Origin of the sequence: Pseudomonas muyukensis (assembly GCF_019139535.1) — a bacterium.
In the GTDB taxonomy this organism is placed as follows: Bacteria; Pseudomonadota; Gammaproteobacteria; order Pseudomonadales; family Pseudomonadaceae; genus Aquipseudomonas; species Aquipseudomonas muyukensis.
Genome location: NZ_CP077073.1, coordinates 2,184,498 through 2,203,071 on the forward strand (window position 1 = coordinate 2,184,498; position 18,574 = coordinate 2,203,071).

Below are 18,574 nucleotides of genomic sequence, written 5' to 3' on the forward strand. Positions count from 1 at the left end.
GCCCGAATCTACAGGAATTAAAATGAGCGAAAGCTTTGCAGAACTCTTTGAAGAAAGCCTGAAAACCCTCAATCTTCAGCCGGGTGCAATCATCACCGGTATCGTTGTCGACATCGACGGCGACTGGGTTACCGTACACGCTGGCCTGAAGTCCGAGGGTGTCATCCCGCTCGAGCAGTTCTACAACGAAACTGGCGAACTGACCATCAAGGTCGGTGACGAAGTTCACGTTGCGCTGGACGCGGTCGAAGACGGCTTCGGCGAAACCAAGCTGTCCCGTGAAAAAGCCAAGCGCGCCGAGTGCTGGATTGTTCTGGAAGCTGCTTTCGCTGCTGAAGAAGTGGTCAAGGGCGTTATCAACGGTAAGGTTAAAGGCGGCTTCACTGTCGACGTTAACGGCATCCGTGCGTTCCTGCCGGGCTCCCTGGTTGATGTCCGCCCAGTGCGCGACACCACCCACCTCGAAGGCAAAGAGCTGGAATTCAAGGTCATCAAGCTGGACCAGAAGCGCAACAACGTTGTCGTTTCCCGTCGCAGCGTCCTGGAAGCCGAAAACAGCGCCGAGCGCGAAGCTCTGCTGGAATCGCTGCAGGAAGGCCAGCAGGTCAAAGGTATCGTCAAGAACCTCACCGACTACGGTGCGTTCGTTGACCTGGGCGGCGTCGATGGTCTGCTGCACATCACCGACATGGCCTGGAAGCGTATCAAGCACCCGTCGGAAATCGTCAACGTTGGTGACGAGATCGACGTCAAGGTCCTGAAGTACGATCGCGAGCGCAACCGCGTTTCGCTGGGTCTGAAGCAACTGGGCGAAGACCCATGGGTTGCTATCAAGGCCCGTTACCCAGAAAGCACCCGCGTCATGGCTCGCGTCACCAACCTGACCGACTATGGCTGCTTTGCTGAACTGGAAGAAGGCGTTGAAGGCCTGGTGCACGTCTCCGAAATGGACTGGACCAACAAGAACATCCACCCGTCGAAAGTCGTTCAGGTTGGCGACGAAGTGGAAGTCATGGTTCTGGACATCGACGAAGAGCGTCGTCGTATCTCCCTGGGTATCAAGCAGTGCAAATCGAACCCATGGGAAGACTTCTCCGGCCAGTTCAACAAGGGTGACAAGATCACCGGTACCATCAAGTCGATCACCGACTTCGGTATCTTCATCGGCCTGGACGGCGGCATCGACGGTCTGGTTCACCTGTCCGACATCTCCTGGAACGAAGCTGGCGAAGAAGCCGTGCGTCGCTTCAAGAAGGGCGACGAGCTGGAAACCGTCATCCTGTCGGTTGACCCAGAGCGCGAGCGCATCTCCCTGGGCATCAAGCAGCTGGAAGACGATCCGTTCTCCAACTTCGTTGCTGTCAACGACAAGGGCGCTATCGTCAAGGGTATCGTCAAGGAAGTTGACGCCAAGGGCGCTATCGTGACCCTGGCCGACGACATCGAAGCTACTCTGAAAGCTTCCGAAATCAGCCGTGACCGCGTTGAAGACGCCCGTAACGTGCTGAAGGAAGGCGAAGAGATCGAAGCCAAGATCATCAGCGTCGACCGCAAGTCCCGCGTTATCAGCCTGTCCATCAAGTCGAAGGACGATGCTGAAGAGCGCGAAGCCATTCAGAGCCTGAAAAACGCTCCGGAAGCGGCTGCCGATACCACCATGGCTGCGCTGCTGCGCGAAGCAATGGCCAAGCAGAACTGAGTTCTGTTTGATCGGTAAAAAGGGCGACCCTCGGGTCGCCCTTTTTTTTGCCTGGGTTTTTGTTCGGCGTGCTGTGGTGTCGGCGTGAGGGGAGGGTTCGCTCGGTGATTGCTGGGTATGGCCTGGCCTCGATGCTAGAGGCGCCTGTCACGGTGTGTTCTTGAATTTTTTTATTAAGTCAAGAACCACCCTGTTCAAACGCCTCGGGGCGTGCTACAAACTGATTAAGCAATGATCTAGCTGCTTGATAACGAAGGGAAAAATATGACGAAGTCGGAGCTGATCGAACGTATTGTCACCCATCAGGGGCTGCTCTCGTCCAAGGACGTGGAGTTGGCCATCAAGACCATGCTTGAACAGATGTCGCAGTGCCTGGCGACCGGGGATCGCATCGAGATCCGCGGCTTTGGCAGTTTCTCGCTGCACTACCGTGCTCCACGCGTAGGGCGCAACCCCAAGACGGGCCAGTCTGTCAGCCTTGAAGGCAAATATGTGCCGCATTTCAAGCCGGGCAAGGAGTTGCGCGATCGGGTAAATGAAGAAGAGCATGAGCCTATCTGAAGGGTGGGGGGTAAGTTAGATGCGTAATCTCAAACGCGCTTTGGCAGCGCTGTTCGTGCTGGTCTTGGCCGCGCTGGTGCTGTTTTTCGTATTGGAGAATCAGCAAGCCGTATCCCTGGTCATGTTCGGTTGGTCGGCGCCCGCAGTACCCGTTGCGGTGTTGGTGCTGGTCGCCTTGGTTGTTGGTTTGGTGATAGGTCCGCTGCTTGGGATTTTCACTCTGATGCGTGGCCGGCAGAAAGCGCGCGTTCCTGTCCGGTAGGTATTCTCCTCCTGCGTGCGGAAGCATCCTGCGTCAACATAGGAATGGCTTCCTTGCCTGCTGTCGCCTGAAAAAGTAATTATCGAGGCCTCCCTTTCCAGGGGGCGGCTTTTGATCCCCTCTGTGCGGTGTTTTGGGGGGGGCAGTCTGCTGTCGTGTGACCGTGTTTCTGCTGTGGCAGCTGTGCGTGGTCAGGTTGCGATGTCGCCCTGTCGAGCTGTGGCAGAAATGAACTTAATCCCAAGCGCTTAATCCAAAGGCTTTAGCTAAAAAGCGGGTGAGGTGGCGGCAATTTTTCTAAACCGCGCTAAGCTTCGCTGCCATGAATAGTTATTCCGCTTATCTTTTTGTGCAATCTTGCATGAGGGGGAGAGGTGCATTGCGCTTTGCGGTTGGCCGATAGATAAGAATAGTTATTGTTAATTATGCCGGTGCTGGGTGGTGTAGGCGTTGGTGCGGGATGGTGGCTTATGGCTGCTATGCTTTTGGTGTGCAGACTATCTTCAAGGAACGGGTGATGGGGCTGTCTCGACAAGATATTGGCTGTGAAGGGTATAGAGGCTAAATGCGAGAAAAAAATCCGGCATTGGAAGGTGGTGAAATAGACCTGGCGATCCTCGTTCGTGAGATATGGCAGGGGCGTTACATAGTGTTGCTCGTTGCGCTGTTGGCCGTCATGGCGGCGGCTGTGTTTGTGTATCTGCAAAAACCCTTGTACGAAGCTAATACCGTTGTACTGCCACCGATGCAGGATGAAATTGCTGCCTTGAATATTGGGCGGGGTCAGGGTTCTGGTTTGGCACTGGTGGCGGCTCGGGATGTTTATGATACTTACTTGCGTAACTTGCAATCCCAGGCGGTTCGCCGGCGCTTTTATCATGAAGTTTACTTGCCGTCGATAGAGCAGGATGAGCGTGGTGCTGATGGCGAGGATGCCTACCGAGACTTTGAAAGTATTCTAACGCTCAGGGTGGATAGAGCGGTTTCGACGCGCTTTGTGGTGGCCTTGCGTGCGCACCTGCCTGCTACGGCGGTGGATTGGGTATCCCGCTATATCGAAATGGCAGGGGAGGCGACCAAGCAGGAGGTCATTGGTGGCGTGATCAGTGATGCAACGCTCAAGGCTGACAATCTGCAGCATCAAATCGAAATCGCGCAGAACACCGCGCAGCAGGAGCGCCGTGACAAAATACTGCAGTTAAAAGATGCCTTGCGTATTGCTCGTGCCGTTGGCTTGGAAAAGCCTCCGCTGATATCGACCAATCAGTCGGCTCAGTTGTCTTTTGATGTGGGGGGTGGACTGGCATACATGCGAGGGAGTCAGGCGCTACTGGCTGAGATCGAAAATCTTGAAAAGCGTGGGGACGATGCGCCTTTTATTGCCGACTTGCGGCAGAAGCAAGCAGATGCTGCCTTTTATCGCGTGCTGAAGATTCCCGCTTCGACGCTGAAGGTATACCGCCAGGACGGACAGATCGTGGAGCCTGAGCGCGCAGTGAATCGTCGAATCGGCTTGCTATTCGCAGGGGCGGTCCTTGCAGGTCTTGTGCTCGGGGTTGCTGTGGTAATGGGGCGTAACGCCCTGCGGCGTCTGGCTTCGGCCTAGCTCTGCGCTGCCCGCGCCGCCTGGCGGATCAGGAGTGAAGGCAATCTGCCCTTGTAATATTACAGAATTTTGGCAGAATCACGGGTGTTTTTCGGTTTTACTCAGGCGCAGGGAAGCACTATGAGGTTTGTAGTCTTGTGGTTGAGTGGTCCTGTAGCCCTTGCCGCCAGATTCCCAATATGAGTAAAGCTGTACACCTACCACCGGTTCCTGTCGGGGAATTAGATATCTCGGCTTTGCTGCGCTCCATCTGGAGGCAGAGAAAGCTGGTCGCGATCTGTGTGGCGCTGGGCGGCATCGTTTTTGCCGCTTATGCCTTCCTGGCCACACCCACCTATCAGACAACTAGCGTGCTGCGGGCAGTGCCTGTCAATGAGCTTGATGCACTGAATCGCTCCAAGTTGTATGAGTTGCCTCCCAAGCGAGCACTTTTGGAAGTGGCAGAGGCCTTGCAGTCTTATGAGCTGAGGCTGAACTATTTTCGCGAGAATCGGGCGTTGTTTTCCCAGTTTGATGATCCTGATCGCACGCTTGAGCAGAACTTCGAGGAGTTTGATCGGGATGCGTTGCAACTTGAGCTTCCGAGCGAAAAGCGCCCCTATTTGACGGTGCGCATGCAGTATCTGGAAGGCGTTTCCGGCCCGCAAATAGTGAACAGCCTTGTCGACTATGCCGTCAATGAAGCGCGCAAGCAGATCGATGCCGATATGGAAGTGATCATTCGCAACCGTATCAGTGAATTGGATAGTCAAATCGCGGCGGCCGAGGCGGTCTATCGCAGTGCAAAGCAGACGCAGATTGCTCAGTTGCTAGAGGCCGACCGTGTCAAGCAGGCGCGCTTGCAGGATGAGCTGAGGGCGCTTCGTCAGCGTTTGAAAACAGGCCGTGCGGCTCGCATTGCCACGTTGGACGAGGCCATTTCCATTGCGGGTTCCTTGGGTATCAAACGTCCCAGCACGCCTTCTTCCATGGGGGATGCTGAGCGGGGCGCGGTAGGGAATATGGTTCGTACCGAAGTGACCAACCAAAGCTTGCCGTTGTACTTCATGGGCAGTGATGCCTTGCAGGCAGAGCGAAAAGTGCTGCTGGCGCGCAAGACTGATGATTTTGCCGAGGCCCGCGTCGCTGACATTCAGAAAGAGCTGCAGTTGCTTACATCCAATCGTCAGGTGGAAGCCTTGAATGCACGACAAGATGAGTCTGTCTTCTATGGTGGGCTCGAAGGCGTGCGCAAGGAGATGGTGCGGTTGAAAAACCTCAACATCAATTTGGACAGGCTGAAGCTGGTAACGGTTGATCGCAAGGCGCTCCAGCCCGCTCGGCCAATGAAGCCCAAGCGTGTGCTGGTGAGTGTTGCTGGTCTTTTGCTCGGTTTGCTCGTGGGTTTGCTCGTCGCGACGCTTAGGCATCTCTGGTCTCAAAACAATGGGCAAGATTCGCGAGCGTTGAATCTCCAGCGTCTCTGAAGGATAAGCAGCGACTGATTAGCCTGGTCGGGTGGCGCTGTCGTGTTTGTTGCCCGTTGGAATGTGCGCTGTTGTCGTGGCTGGATTGATCGTGGCCGGTTTGCTCGGTGAGCCGCTGTCGTCGTTTCAGGCGGGTGCTTTTCCAGGTGTCCCGGTCGAGCGTGTCAAGGGCGCTTGTTGCGCCTGCACAGGCACGGACGGCGGCGCAGGTGCAAGGGAATGGCAGAATGGTAGCGTAGCCAATGGGTTGGGACGGCAGTAGAATGAGGCCCTTCAGGTCTGGCGTTTTGCTTGATCGTTCGTGCTTGTTCATACGGCTTAATCAGGTTCTTGCGGCCCTCGTTCGAGCGTCCAGTAGGTGAGCCTTGCCAAGTTTTCTGTGTGATCCAGGTCGGTATTCTCGTATGGCCGCTCTTGGTGGTTCGGCACCGTGGCAGGAAGCAGTTCGCTGATCTTGTCTATTTCGTTTTCCGGATCGACAGGATCTGGTTCAAAGGATTTTGTGAGTACTTATGATTCCGTTCAACAAGCCCCCCTACACCGGTGCAGAAGATCAATATGTCATTGAGGCCATGCGCAGCGACAAGATGTCTGGCGACGGCCCATACAGCCGCAAGTGCCAGGCATGGTTCGAAAGCATGGCGGGTTGCCATCGCGCATTGCTGACCCCTTCCTGCACCCAGGCCCTCGAGATGGCGGCATTGCTGATCGACATCGTCCCGGGGGACGATGTCATCATGCCAAGCTACACCTTCGTCAGTACCGCCAATGCCTTTGTCCTGCGCGGTGCGAAGATCGTGTTCGTCGATATTCGCCCTGACACCATGAACATTGACGAGCGCTTGATCGAGCGGGCCATTACGCCTCGCACCAAGGCGATTGTTCCTGTCCATTACGCTGGCGTGGCCTGCGAAATGGATACGATCATGGCGATTGCGGATAAACATGGCTTGTATGTCATTGAAGACGCGGCGCAGGGCATGATGGCCACTTACAAGGGGCGGCAGCTTGGGACCATCGGTCATCTGGCAGCCTATAGCTTCCATGAGACCAAGAACTACACCAGTGGTGGCGAGGGTGGCTTGCTGCTTATCAATGACGAACGCTTTGTTGATCGGGCGGAGGTCATTCGTGAGAAGGGTACCAACAGGTCGCAGTTCTTCAGGGGGCAGACCGACAAGTATACCTGGCGGGATATTGGCTCGAGTTTTCTTCCGGGAGAGCTGCAGGCGGCCTATCTGTTTGCCCAGTTGGAGTGCGCCGACAAGATCAATGAGCGCCGTCTGAACATCTGGCACAAATACCATGATGCGTTTGCCAAGCTGGAAGGCCTAGGTGTGATCCAGCGTCCGCAAGTGCCTGCTGACTGCCAGCATAACGGCCACATGTATTACCTGAAGTTGCGCTCGTTGGCGGCGCGCGGAGCCTTTATCGACTGGATGCGCAAGCATGAAGTGCTGACGCCATTTCATTACATTCCGTTGCATTCCAGCCCGGCCGGCCAGTCATTCGGTCGCTTCGAGGGCGAAGATGTCGTCACCACTAACCATAGCGAGCGTCTTGTGCGCCTGCCTCTCTGGTTCAATATGACTGACGAGGCCCTTGACCAGGTCATTGCCCATGCGATCGAGGCGCTGAGTCTCGACCAATGAGTGCTGTTCGTTCCGCCATCCTCACGGGTGGCGCGCATGCATCGAAAGTGCTGATGGGGTTCATACTGCTCAAGGTGATGGCGGTCTACCTGGGGCCTGACGGCGTCGGTAGGCTGGGTCATCTGATGAGCATCGTCAGTGTTCTGACCATCTTGTCAGGCGGCGGCATCATCCATGCCCTGGTCAAGTATTGTTCGGAATTCCAGGCGACGCCGCACAAGCTGCATAGGTTCGTGTCGGCGGCAAGCACGTATGCGATGGTTTTTTCGCTGGTTGTTTTCCTGGCCGGTTGCTTGCTGTCTGATTACCTCGCCAGGCTTGTGTTCGGTTCTGATGATTATCAGTCCGTGATCGTCATGCTTGCGGTCAGTCAGTTGGCGATCGCGTTCGCCAACGTGGTGTTTGGGGTCAGTAACGGGCTGCACGCGACGCAGGTTTTCGCCTACAGTCAGATCATCGGTAATGCGATGGCCGTCCCGCTGCTGTGGTTCTGCATTTATCGTTACCTCGAATTCGGTGCCGCCATCGCCGTAGTGTTTGCCTCCTCCCTGTGTGCATTGCCCGCTTTCTACTTCTACTACCGCTCGGCATTCTGGAGGCGGATCCGTTGGTTCTGGATTGACCGGACCGCACTGCGCCAGCTGTCGGGCTTCACCCTGATGTTGCTGGTCAGTACCTTGGCGTTCCCGTTGGTGGAAATCTGCGTGCGAAGTTTGCTGATCCAGCGCCTGGGCTATCACGATACTGGGCTGTGGCAGGCCTCTATTCGCTTGTCAGCCGCCTACATGGGGTTCTTCACCATGTTCCTGGCGTTTTACCTGGTGCCGCGACTTTCGCCAGAGAACAATGGGCGAAAAGTGGTGGGTATGACGCTTCGGCATTTGTTTGCTGTCCAGATCGTCTACGGCGTTGGAGCGCTGACGCTGTATCTGGGCAGGTCGTTCTTTATTCCGATCATTTTTTCCGATGCCTTCACACCGCTTGAAGGGGTGATCGTCTATCAGTTGGTTGGCGATTTCTTCAAGGTGTCTGCCTATGTCATCGGCTTCATTGCCGTCGCCAAGGCGGCCACCAAGGTCTACATCTGTGCCGAGGTTTTCCAGGGTGCGGTATTCCTGGCGGGGGGCTGGTTGGCAGTGCGCTTTGGCGCGACGATCGAGAGCGTCATGCAGGCCTACATGTTGACTTATGTACTTTATTTTTGCGTGTGCCTTGTTGGCCTATGGATCTACAAAAGGAGGCACCTGTGACCCTCGACGTCTCCCTGTCTGGGCCAGGTAATGCTGGCAAAAAGGTCGTTCATCTTTCCACCAATGACTTCGGTGGGGCTGGCAGCGCGGCTTTGCGCTTCCATCGCTCGTTGCTCGGTGCCGGGTATGCATCGCAGATGTACGTGGCTGAGAGCAAAGCGCCGTGCGCCTCGGTATTGCCAGTTGTCAGCCAGGTGCTGATGGTGCGGGCCAAGCGCCTGGCGCGGCGTTTGTTGCCGAAGAAACTGTTCGCCCGGGTGCGCAGCGTTGTCAGTGAACGCGCAATATTTTCTGCCCAGCGCAAGTATTTGTACTTCTCGGTCGGTGAGTCGAGCGAGCGCGGTCTGAACCCGGAATTGGTGGCAAAAATCACTGAGGCCGATGTGCTGTTCGTTCACTGGGTCGCAGGCTTCGTGAATACTTTCGATGTGCTGCAGATCCAGAAAAGGACCGGTTGCAAGGTCTATTACACGTCAATGGACATGGCGCACCTGACGGGCGGCTGTCACTACTATTGGCAGTGTGAGGGTTATCGGACGGACTGTTCGGATTGCCCGGCGCTGGATCAGCGGCACAAGAATTATGCGGCTTATCAGATGCGTGCCAAATCGCTCAACATCCTGCAAATGGGCGCTACTCTGCTCTCCTGCAGTCAGCGCATCCATCAGGCAGGGCAGGCCTCGGCGATACCTTACGCCGACTACGCGGTGTTGCCGTTGCCCCTGGATTCCGAGCTTTTCACGCCTGCGCCTGGCGGGGCGGGGCGGCAACAGTTCCGCTTCATGACCAATGCCCATGATGCTGGCGATCCTCGCAAGGGGTTCGAGTACCTTCAGCAGGTGCTGGTACTGTTGGAGCAGCAATTGGCGGAGCATGAGTCTATCGAATTGCTGTGTCTTGACCCCGAGCGGCTTCGTTCGCTTGGCCTCGAGCGCGTCAAGTTGGCGAGATTCGATTTCTGCCACGGTGATGCGGCGCTGGCGGCCTTGTACAAACAACTTGACCTGTTTGTGAGCACGTCGATTGAGGATGCTGGGCCCATGATGGTGGGTGAGGCGTTGATGTGTGGCGTACCCGTTGTGGCATTCGATGTGGGGATTGCCCCTGAAGTGGTCAAGGACGGTGCAAATGGGTATATCGTCGATCGCCTGGATGTCAGGCACATGGCGGCACGTATTCTGGAGCTCTATCGCTCGCGGGGCGATGGGCTGGACAAGCCGGCTGTCATCCACGAGGACGCCTCGAGGGTGTTCGGACAGCGGAACTGGAACACACGGGTTGCTGAACTGATTTCAGCTGGACAATAGAATTAGGTAAATGACAATGAAGAAAGCACTGATCACCGGCGTTACCGGACAAGACGGCTCCTACCTGGCAGAGTTCCTGCTGGATAAAGGTTATGAAGTGCACGGCATCAAACGCCGCGCCTCTTCGTTCAATACGCAGCGCGTGGATCACATTTATCAGGATCCGCATGTAGAGAACAAGAACTTCGTCCTGCACTATGGTGATCTGTCGGACTCCTCCAACCTGATTCGTATCATTCAGGAAGTGCAGCCTGACGAGATCTACAACCTGGGCGCGCAGTCCCACGTTGCCGTCAGCTTCGAATCACCGGAGTACACTGCGGATGTGGACGCGCTGGGCACTCTGCGCATCCTGGAAGCGATCCGCATTCTGGGCCTGGAAAAGAAGACCCGTTTCTATCAGGCCTCTACCTCCGAGCTCTATGGGCTGGTTCAGGAGATCCCGCAGAAAGAGACCACGCCGTTTTATCCGCGCTCGCCCTATGCCGTGGCCAAGCTCTATGCCTACTGGATCACCGTCAACTACCGTGAAGCCTACGGCATGTACGCTTGCAACGGCGTGCTCTTCAACCACGAGTCGCCGCGTCGTGGCGAGACCTTCGTGACGCGCAAGATTACCCGTGGCCTTGCCAACATCGCCCAGGGCCTCGAGCAGTGCTTGTACCTGGGTAACATGGATGCCCTGCGCGACTGGGGTCATGCCAAAGACTATGTGCGCATGCAGTGGATGATGCTGCAGCAAGAAACCGCCGATGACTTCGTGATCGCTACCGGCGTGCAATACTCGGTGCGTCAGTTTGTCGAATGGTCTGCCCAGGAACTGGGTGTCACCTTGCGCTTCGAAGGCCAAGGTGTGGATGAGGTGGCGATCGTCGAGCGCATTGACGGCGACAAGGCCCCGGCGCTGAAGGTAGGTGATGTCATCGTGCGCGTCGATCCGCGCTATTTCCGTCCGGCTGAAGTGGAAACCCTGCTCGGCGACCCCACCAAGGCGAAAGAGGTGCTGGGCTGGGTGCCGGAAATCACCGTTCAGGAAATGTGCGCCGAAATGGTTGTCGAGGATCTCAAGGTCGCTCAGCGTCATGCCTTGCTCAAGGCGCATGGCCATGATGTACCGGTCTCCGTGGAGCGCTGAACATGAGCCAGCAGAACGTATTCATTGCCGGGCATCGGGGGATGGTGGGCTCGGCGCTGGTCCGGGCACTGGAGAAAGACCCCAATGTTCGGTTGCTCACGCGTGGCCGTGATCAGCTTGATCTGCTGGACCAGCGTCAGGTTACCGAGTTCTTCGGTAAGCACGCGGTCGATCAGGTCTACCTGGCCGCGGCGAAGGTCGGCGGTATTCATGCCAACAATGAATACCCGGCGGCGTTCATCTATGAAAACCTGATGATCGAAGCAAACATCATTCATGCGGCGTACAAGGCGGGCGTGAAGAAGTTGCTGTTCCTCGGCTCTTCCTGCATTTACCCCAAGTTCGCCGAGCAGCCGATGCGTGAAGAGGCATTGCTGACCGGTGTCCTCGAGCCCACCAACGAGCCTTATGCCATTGCCAAGATCGCCGGCATCAAGCTGTGTGAGAGCTACAACCGTCAGTACGGTACCGATTACCGCAGTGTGATGCCGACGAACCTTTATGGGCCAAATGATAATTACCACCCGCAGAACAGCCATGTGATTCCGGCCCTGATCCGGCGCTTCCATGAAGCCAAGGCACGAGGCGACGCAGAGGTTGTGGTATGGGGGAGTGGCGCGCCAATGCGTGAGTTCCTGCATGTCGACGACATGGCGGCGGCTTGTGTTCACGTCATGGGGCTTGAGCGCGAGGTGCTTTCCCGGCATGTTCAGCCAACACTTTCCCATATCAATGTGGGGACCGGTGTGGACTGTACTATCCGTGAGCTTGCCGAAACCGTGAGCAAGGTTGTCGGTTTTGCTGGAAAGCTGAGTTTCGATGCCAGCAAACCAGATGGTACTCCGCGCAAGCTGATGGATGTGTCCCGGTTGAGCAGCCTTGGCTGGAACGCATCCATTGCGCTTGAAGATGGTTTGGCGCACGCCTATGGGTGGTTCGTCGCCAACGCAGCCCAGGCTCGGTCGTAGTGGGCGGCTTGCTGGGGGCGGCCGAGTTCCGCACGGTGGTCGAGCATGCGCCATTGGTCGCAATGGATTTGATCGTGCTCAATGACCGGGGCGAGGTGCTGCTGGGGCGGCGCTTGAATCGGCCTGCTCAAGGCTTCTGGTTCACCCCCGGTGGGCGGATACGCAAGGGCGAGTCGCTAGACGATGCCTTTTTGCGTATCAGCCGCGATGAGCTGGGTGTGTCGGTGCCGCGCGCGGATGTGCGTTTGCTCGGCGTCTTCGAGCATTTCTACGCAGATTCGGCTTTTGCTGAGGACATTGCCTCCGGGACCCACTACGTAGTGCTGGCTCATCAGCTTCGGCTGGATGACGAGGCGATTGCCCGTCTCCCCCTGGAGCAGCACGATGAGTACCGCTGGGTGGACCTCAGGACAACCGATTTGTCCGTGCATCAGCACGTGCGGGATTATTTCGAGCTGAGTTGATCAGGGCCTGCCGCCCTCGTACAGGGGGCGGCAACGGCTGAATGCTGGCGGGTGGGGTTAAATCTGATGCTGTTTTTTTACTTGCCATTTGCCTATTCAGCGCTGCTGGCCGCATGGGGGCGACGCCAGTACTTGCTTTACTGGGGGTTGGCAGGGTTTCTGATCGTGCTCTGTGCCGTGCAGGACGTTGGCGTCACCGAGGATCATGGTAACTACGTCGATTACTTCAACCTGATTAACTTTGGTGATCAGGGTCTGTTTTTTATTGAGCCAAGTTTCTATGTGTTGGCGCGGCTTTCATTCTGGCTGACAAACAGTAGTCTTTTGCTGTTTTTTAGTTACGCAATACTGGGCGTGGGCTTGAAGCTGCTGCTGTTTCGGCGAGCGACACCCTACAGTTGGTTAAGTGTCACGCTGTACTTGTCCTATTTCTTTTTTTTGCAGGATTTCAATCAGATTCGTATCGGTGCGGCCACCGCGCTGTTGATGTGGGCGGCCTACCTTGGGCACGGGCGCGAGGGCGGCAAGGCGGTTTGCCTGGCACTGCTGGCGGCGTCCTTGCACTACTCGGCCGTGCTGTTCCTGCCTTTTCTGTGCTTGCGCCGGGCGGGGCTGCGCACGGTGATGATGCTGTACTTGTGCTGTTGCGTTCTGCTCATGGCGTATGCTTTGGATATCAGCCTGGTGAAGAACAGTGTGCAGTTACTGCTGATGCTGGATAATCCGCGCGTGGACTTTTACGTCAACAATATTCTTGACGGTGAGGGCGGCGAGGTCAACCCGTTGCGGGTGACGCTGCACTTTGTGCTGCTGACACCGCTGGCGTTGCTGTTCCCATACATACAGCGTCGCGATCCCTTTATTGCCTATTCCGTGGTACTGCATCTGTGTGGCGTGCTGATCTTGCTGATGCTGCATGACGTGCAAGTGCTGGCCTACCGTATTTCGGATATTTTCAACCATTTCATGGTATTCTCGCTGCTTGCGTATGTCGTCCTGTTCGGTCGTCTGATCGGTACAACAGCGGTGCTTGCGGTCTCTTCATTCCAAATCATATACGTGCTGCTGATCCTAGAGTTTGTGCAGCCGTATGTATCGGTACTGGGTGGTTTATGATCTTACCTGTCGTGATGGCCGGCGGTTCCGGGTCGCGTTTGTGGCCAATGTCGCGTGAGCTCAACCCTAAGCAGTTCTTGGCATTGGCCAGCGAAAAGTCGATGTTGCAGGTGACGGTCGAGAGGTTGCAGGGGCTGACCGACTTGATGCCCTTGATCATCTGCAATGAGAGCCATCGGTTCGTCGCCGCCGAACAGATGCGCCAACTCGGCCTGGAACAAAGCGAAATTCTGCTCGAGCCGGTAGCGCGCAATACTGCTGGCGCGATTGCACTCGCGGCGTTGCGCGCGCGTTCACAAGGGCAGGACCCGGTGTTGCTCGTGCTGGCGGCGGACCACCTGATCAGTGACGGGGCCGTGTTCCGCGCTGCTGTGCGCGATGCGGTCGCTCTCGCCGAGGCGGGCAAACTGGTCACCTTCGGCATTCAGCCCACGGCTGCGGAAACGGGTTACGGCTACATCGAGAAAGGCGCCGTCAATGGTGCTGGCTACGAGATCGCCCGTTTCGTCGAGAAACCCGACCGGCAGACCGCGGAGCGCTATCTGCAGGACGGCGGCTACCTTTGGAACAGCGGCATGTTCATGTTCAAGGCCAGTCGCTACCTCGAGGAGATCAAGCATTTTGCCCCGCAGATTCATGCCTGCTGCGAAGAAGCGCTGGCCGCGAGCAGCGAGGACATGCATTTCGTGCGCATCGACGCCCAGGCTTTTGCGCGTTGCCCCAGCGACTCCATCGACTATGCCGTGATGGAAAAAACCACGGATGCTGTTGTGGTGCCCATGAATGCCGGGTGGAACGACATCGGTTCCTGGGCTGCGCTGTGGGACGTTGCCGACAAAGACGAGCAGGGGAACGTGGTCAGTGGCGATGTGATGACAACCGGCGTCAGCAATAGCTACATCAAGTCGACCAACCGCCTGGTCGCTGCAGTAGGTGTGGAAAACCTGGTCATCGTCGAAACGAATGACGCGCTGCTCGTGGTGTCCAAGGACAAGGTGCAGGATGTCAAGGTGATCGTGGAGTCACTCAAGGCCAGCCAACGCCAGGAGTACCACTGCAACCGCGAGGTCTATCGACCCTGGGGCAGTTATGACGCAATCGACCAGGGCACGCGCTATCAGGTCAAGCGCATCACCGTGAAGCCAGGCGCCAAGCTGTCGGTACAGATGCACCATCATCGTGCCGAGCACTGGATCGTCGTCAGTGGTACCGCCAAGGTTACCAATGGCAAGGAGACCTACCTGGTGACGGAGAACCAGTCGACTTACATTCCCATCGGCCAGGTTCATGCATTGGAGAACCCGGGCAAGGTGCCGCTTGAACTGATCGAGGTTCAATCGGGTTCCTACCTGGGTGAGGACGATATCGTTCGATTCGAAGATATTTACGGGCGTGCGTAGGTGAGGGTGTGTCATTGAAAATTGTTGTTGCCAGTTGCGTATTTCCACCCGAGCCCGTCGTCAGCGCGCGTACCAGCTTCGATGTCGCCAACCACCTGCATGCCCAGGGGCATGAGGTGGTTGTCGCCTGTCCGGTCCCCAGTCGCAACGTCGCCGCAGAAGAAGTCGCGGACAAGATCGATCGCTTGAAGCTTGCGTTCCCGGTTTTCCGGCTGTTCGCGCTTGCCTCGAGAAAGTCCAGTTTCGTTTCGCGTTTCCTGGAGAACATCTCGTTCGGCCTGGCGCTGTTCTTCTGGATCCTGCGCCAACGCAAGGTGGATGTGATCTACGCCAATGTCTGGCCCTTGTTCTCCACCGGGTTGCTGGTGATGGCGGCACGCCTCAAAGGCATCAAGGTCGTGGCCAGTGTGCAGGACCTGTATCCCGAGTCGTTGGCGGTACAAAAGCGCATCGGTACCGATGGCGCGCTCTATCGTGTGCTGCTCAAGCTCGATACCTGGATTGCTCGACGAATCGACCATCTGGTGGTCATATCCGATGGCTTCTATGACGCGTATACCCGCACGCGTGGCATCAATCCGTCGAAAGTCAGCCTGGTACGCAATTGGGTGGATGCCGGTCATATCCAGGAAATGCCCCGTGACGAGGCCAGGGCCAAGCTCGAGCAATTGCTAGGGTTGCGCCTGGAGGACGGGCAGAGCCTGTTTGTCTATGGCGGGAACATGGGGGTCGCCTCGGGGCTGGATGAGTTCATGGGGTACCTGGACGGCCTGGAGCCTGGTGCGGTGTTCCTGTTCGCCGGAGACGGCGCTTTGGTGCCGGACCTCAAGCGCACCGTCCAGGCGCGTGGCGAGCAGGCGCGTTTCCACTTCCTGTCCCCTTGGCCTTTCGAGTTGACGCCAGCGGTCTTCGGTGCTGCGGACGTGCTGTTGTTGCCGACGGCCACAGGTCAGGAGTTCGCTTCGGTGCCCTCCAAGCTGATTACCTACATGCTCGCCAGTCGGCCAATCTTGCTGTTGGCCGATGAACGTAGCGAATCGGCCAGCGAGCTGCGCAAGGCGGATGCAGGCATCACGGTCGGTGTGCGCAGCGCGGCGGCAGTGGCCGAAGCGATGCAGCGCTTGCAGCAAGCAACGCCCGAGCGCTTGTCGAGCATGGGGGCCAACGGCCGTCGTTACGCCCATGAGTTCTACTCCACCGAGCGGGCGGTTACCAAGATCAGGGCGATTGTCGAGGGACTTCATGAAGCTTGAGCGACAGGTATGGCGGGATGATTCGCAGGCGCGGGTTTTTGCCGAGCTGCATATCAGGGCGTTTCCCGGATTTTTTCTCAGCCAGTTGGGCGTTGGTTTCCTGACATTGCTGTACAGCCATTACCTGCGCTCAGAGCAGTGTTATTGCGTGGCTGCCTATGATGAAAGCCGACCGGACTTGCCTTTGGGGCTGGTGGTGGCCATCCATCAGCCATCGCTGTTCTACAAGGCGTTGTTTGCCCAGCATCGTTTTGCCTTTGCCTGGCGGGCAGTGCCAAGCTTGTTGAAACAACCGCTGTTCGTGGCCCGTAAACTGTTCGCGGCCGTGTTCTACCGTGGCGATCAGGTCGAGAGCCTGGAGAGCGAGCGTGCGGTGTTGCTGAGTACCATTTCCGTGGCGCCAGAGGCCCAAGGCCGAGGGCTGGGGAAAAAATTGCTGCAATGCGTCGATGAATGGACGCACGATGTCGACGGTGCGTTCGTCTACCTGACGACCGATCGCGACGCCAATGAACAGGTGAATGCCTTTTATCAATCCAACGGTTATGTGTTGGAGTCCACCCTGAAAAAAAGCGGTGGGCGCTACATGAATCGTTATGTCAAACACGTGCGGTGATCATGCAGAACTCCAGCTTCCTGCCTTTTGCCCTTCCCGAAATCGGCGAAGAAGAGATCAATGAAGTCGTCGATGCGCTTCGTTCCGGTTGGGTCACCACCGGTCCCAAGGCCAAGCGTTTCGAGGAGGATTTTTCCAGCTATCTGGGCCGTGAGGGCATTGAAAGCATTGCCGTGAACTCGGCCACCGCGGGGCTGCACCTGGCCCTCGAGGCGCTCGGGGTAGGCCCAGGCGACGAGGTGATCGTTCCCTCCTACACCTTCACCGCTACCGCGGAAGTGGTGCGCTACCTGGGCGCCACGCCCGTCATGGTCGATGTGCTGGAAAGCACGTTCAACATCGACCCCGCCGCCATCGAGGCCGCCATCACGTCGCGCACTAAGGTCGTCATGCCGGTGCACTTCGCCGGGCTGAGCTGCGACATGGATGCGATCCTGGGCATCGCGCGCGCGCATGGCCTGAAAGTGGTCGAAGATGCCGCGCATGCCCTGCCCACGACCTGGAAAGGCAGCAAGATCGGCACCCTGGATTCCGACATCACCGTGTTCAGTTTCTATGCCAACAAGACCATGACCACCGGTGAGGGCGGTATGCTGGTGACGCGTGATGCCGTCCTGGCCAAGCGTTGCCGGGTGATGCGCCTGCATGGCATCAGCCGTGACGCCTTCGATCGCTATGTTTCGAAGACCCCGGCCTGGTTCTACGAAATCGTGGCGCCCGGTTTCAAATACAACATGAGCGATGTCGCGGCCGCGATGGGTATTCACCAGCTCAAGCGCCTTCCGGGCTTCCAGGTCAAGCGTCAGGCCATGGCGCAGGTCTACCTGGAAGCGCTCAAGGGGCTGCCAGTGGCGCTGCCACCGCAAGCACAGGATGGCGACCTGCATGCCTGGCATCTGTTCCCGCTGCGCCTGCTTCCTGAAGCGGGGATCAGCCGTGACGAATTCATCGTCAAGATGTCCGAGCTCGGGATCGGTTGCTCCGTGCACTTCATTCCCCTGCACTTGCAGCCCTACTGGCGGGACAGCTGCAAGCTTTCGCCAGCACAGTTCCCGGTAGCGCAGCGCCTGTTCGAGCAAGAGGTATCGATCCCGCTGTACACGAAGATGACCGAGGCCGATCAACAGCGCGTCATCGAGGCCGTGCGCAAGGTGTTGAACAAAGATGCTTAAGCGGGTTTTCGATTTTGTCTGCGCCGGCATCGGGCTGCTGTTGCTGTCCCCATTGCTGGTGGGCATCGCGATCTGGATCAAGCGTGACTCGGCGGGCCCTGTGTTCTTCCGCCAGGAGCGGGTGGGGCTGAACGGCAAGACGTTCAGGATCCACAAGTTTCGCACCATGCGCAGCAACACCGAGGGCGTGGGGCGGTTGACCATCGGGGAAGACCCGAGGATCACCCGCTCCGGGCACTTCCTGCGCAAGACCAAGATTGACGAACTGGCGCAGTTGATCGATGTGCTGCTGGGGGACATGAGCCTGGTCGGCCCGCGGCCAGAAGTCCCCGAGTTCATGAACTGCTATGAGGACTCGGTGCGTCGCGAAGTGCTCTCGGTACGGCCGGGCATTACCGACAGGGCGTCGATCGAGATGGTCGATGAGAGCTTGATCCTCGGCAAGTACGAGGATCCGCGGCAGGCTTACATCGATATTATTTTGCCGATCAAGCAGAAGTATTATCTGGAGTACGTGCGGGACCATGGGGTGCTGACCGACATCAAGATAATCTTCGCCACGATCGCGAAGATTGTATCCCGCTGAGCGAAGCGCTTTTCTGGAGAGTGGGCTGCGTGCCCAGGCTGGTCTGCCCGATGCGTTCTTC

Annotated in this window: 17 protein-coding genes; all 17 read left to right on the forward strand. The window is 57.3% G+C overall.

Annotated features, from left to right (window positions below):
- Window positions 1–22 precede the first annotated feature (22 nt).
- The 17 genes from rpsA to KSS95_RS09890 all read left to right on the forward strand — a co-directional run bounded on the left by rpsA (window position 23) and on the right by KSS95_RS09890 (window position 18,513).
- Window positions 23–1,699 (forward strand): 30S ribosomal protein S1, encoded by a 1,677-nt coding sequence (gene rpsA / locus KSS95_RS09810; RefSeq protein ID WP_217853485.1) that lies wholly within the window; start codon window positions 23–25, stop codon window positions 1,697–1,699.
- Between the two features lie 264 nt (window positions 1,700–1,963).
- Window positions 1,964–2,260: an integration host factor subunit beta gene (gene ihfB / locus KSS95_RS09815; RefSeq protein ID WP_217853486.1), complete on the forward strand. Its 297-nt coding sequence runs from the start codon at window positions 1,964–1,966 to the stop codon at window positions 2,258–2,260.
- Window positions 2,261–2,279: 19 nt separating this feature from the next.
- Window positions 2,280–2,522 carry a lipopolysaccharide assembly protein LapA domain-containing protein gene (locus tag KSS95_RS09820; protein ID WP_217853487.1) on the forward strand — a complete coding sequence of 81 codons (243 nt, stop codon included), beginning with the start codon at window positions 2,280–2,282 and terminating at the stop codon, window positions 2,520–2,522.
- 565 nt (window positions 2,523–3,087) lie between these two features.
- Window positions 3,088–4,128, forward strand: coding sequence for a Wzz/FepE/Etk N-terminal domain-containing protein (locus tag KSS95_RS09825; protein WP_217853488.1), 1,041 nt, complete (start codon window positions 3,088–3,090; stop codon window positions 4,126–4,128).
- A 179-nt stretch (window positions 4,129–4,307) separates the two neighbouring features.
- Window positions 4,308–5,594 (forward strand): Wzz/FepE/Etk N-terminal domain-containing protein, encoded by a 1,287-nt coding sequence (locus KSS95_RS09830; RefSeq protein WP_217853489.1) that lies wholly within the window; start codon window positions 4,308–4,310, stop codon window positions 5,592–5,594.
- A gap of 512 nt (window positions 5,595–6,106) precedes the next feature.
- Window positions 6,107–7,246 (forward strand): dTDP-4-amino-4,6-dideoxygalactose transaminase, encoded by a 1,140-nt coding sequence (gene rffA / locus KSS95_RS09835; protein WP_217853490.1) that lies wholly within the window; start codon window positions 6,107–6,109, stop codon window positions 7,244–7,246.
- On the forward strand, window positions 7,243–8,496 hold the full coding sequence (locus KSS95_RS09840) for an O-antigen translocase (RefSeq protein ID WP_217853491.1): 1,254 nt from the start codon (window positions 7,243–7,245) through the stop codon (window positions 8,494–8,496). The genes rffA and KSS95_RS09840 overlap by 4 nt, the downstream gene beginning before the upstream one ends.
- Window positions 8,493–9,803 (forward strand): glycosyltransferase, encoded by a 1,311-nt coding sequence (locus KSS95_RS09845; protein ID WP_217853492.1) that lies wholly within the window; start codon window positions 8,493–8,495, stop codon window positions 9,801–9,803. The genes KSS95_RS09840 and KSS95_RS09845 overlap by 4 nt, the downstream gene beginning before the upstream one ends.
- A gap of 10 nt (window positions 9,804–9,813) precedes the next feature.
- A complete protein-coding gene (gene gmd, locus KSS95_RS09850) occupies window positions 9,814–10,938 on the forward strand; it encodes a GDP-mannose 4,6-dehydratase (protein WP_217853493.1) in 1,125 nt (374 codons plus the stop codon).
- Between the two features lie 2 nt (window positions 10,939–10,940).
- Window positions 10,941–11,906 carry a GDP-L-fucose synthase gene (fcl, locus tag KSS95_RS09855; protein ID WP_217853494.1) on the forward strand — a complete coding sequence of 322 codons (966 nt, stop codon included), beginning with the start codon at window positions 10,941–10,943 and terminating at the stop codon, window positions 11,904–11,906.
- A complete protein-coding gene (locus tag KSS95_RS09860; protein ID WP_225935571.1) occupies window positions 11,906–12,370 on the forward strand; it encodes a GDP-mannose mannosyl hydrolase in 465 nt (154 codons plus the stop codon). The genes fcl and KSS95_RS09860 overlap by 1 nt, the downstream gene beginning before the upstream one ends.
- A gap of 66 nt (window positions 12,371–12,436) precedes the next feature.
- Window positions 12,437–13,486 (forward strand): EpsG family protein, encoded by a 1,050-nt coding sequence (locus KSS95_RS09865; protein ID WP_217853495.1) that lies wholly within the window; start codon window positions 12,437–12,439, stop codon window positions 13,484–13,486.
- Window positions 13,483–14,886, forward strand: a complete 1,404-nt coding sequence (locus KSS95_RS09870) for a mannose-1-phosphate guanylyltransferase/mannose-6-phosphate isomerase (protein ID WP_217853496.1) — start codon at window positions 13,483–13,485, stop codon at window positions 14,884–14,886. The genes KSS95_RS09865 and KSS95_RS09870 overlap by 4 nt, the downstream gene beginning before the upstream one ends.
- Before the next feature lie 14 nt (window positions 14,887–14,900).
- Window positions 14,901–16,139: a glycosyltransferase family 4 protein gene (locus KSS95_RS09875; protein WP_217853497.1), complete on the forward strand. Its 1,239-nt coding sequence runs from the start codon at window positions 14,901–14,903 to the stop codon at window positions 16,137–16,139.
- Window positions 16,129–16,755 carry a GNAT family N-acetyltransferase gene (locus tag KSS95_RS09880; RefSeq protein ID WP_217853498.1) on the forward strand — a complete coding sequence of 209 codons (627 nt, stop codon included), beginning with the start codon at window positions 16,129–16,131 and terminating at the stop codon, window positions 16,753–16,755. The genes KSS95_RS09875 and KSS95_RS09880 overlap by 11 nt, the downstream gene beginning before the upstream one ends.
- 2 nt (window positions 16,756–16,757) lie before the next feature.
- On the forward strand, window positions 16,758–17,927 hold the full coding sequence (locus tag KSS95_RS09885; RefSeq protein WP_217853499.1) for a DegT/DnrJ/EryC1/StrS family aminotransferase: 1,170 nt from the start codon (window positions 16,758–16,760) through the stop codon (window positions 17,925–17,927).
- Window positions 17,920–18,513, forward strand: a complete 594-nt coding sequence (locus KSS95_RS09890) for a sugar transferase (protein WP_217853500.1) — start codon at window positions 17,920–17,922, stop codon at window positions 18,511–18,513. Before KSS95_RS09885 ends, KSS95_RS09890 begins: the two co-directional genes overlap by 8 nt.
- The last annotated feature ends 61 nt before the right edge of the window (window positions 18,514–18,574 follow it).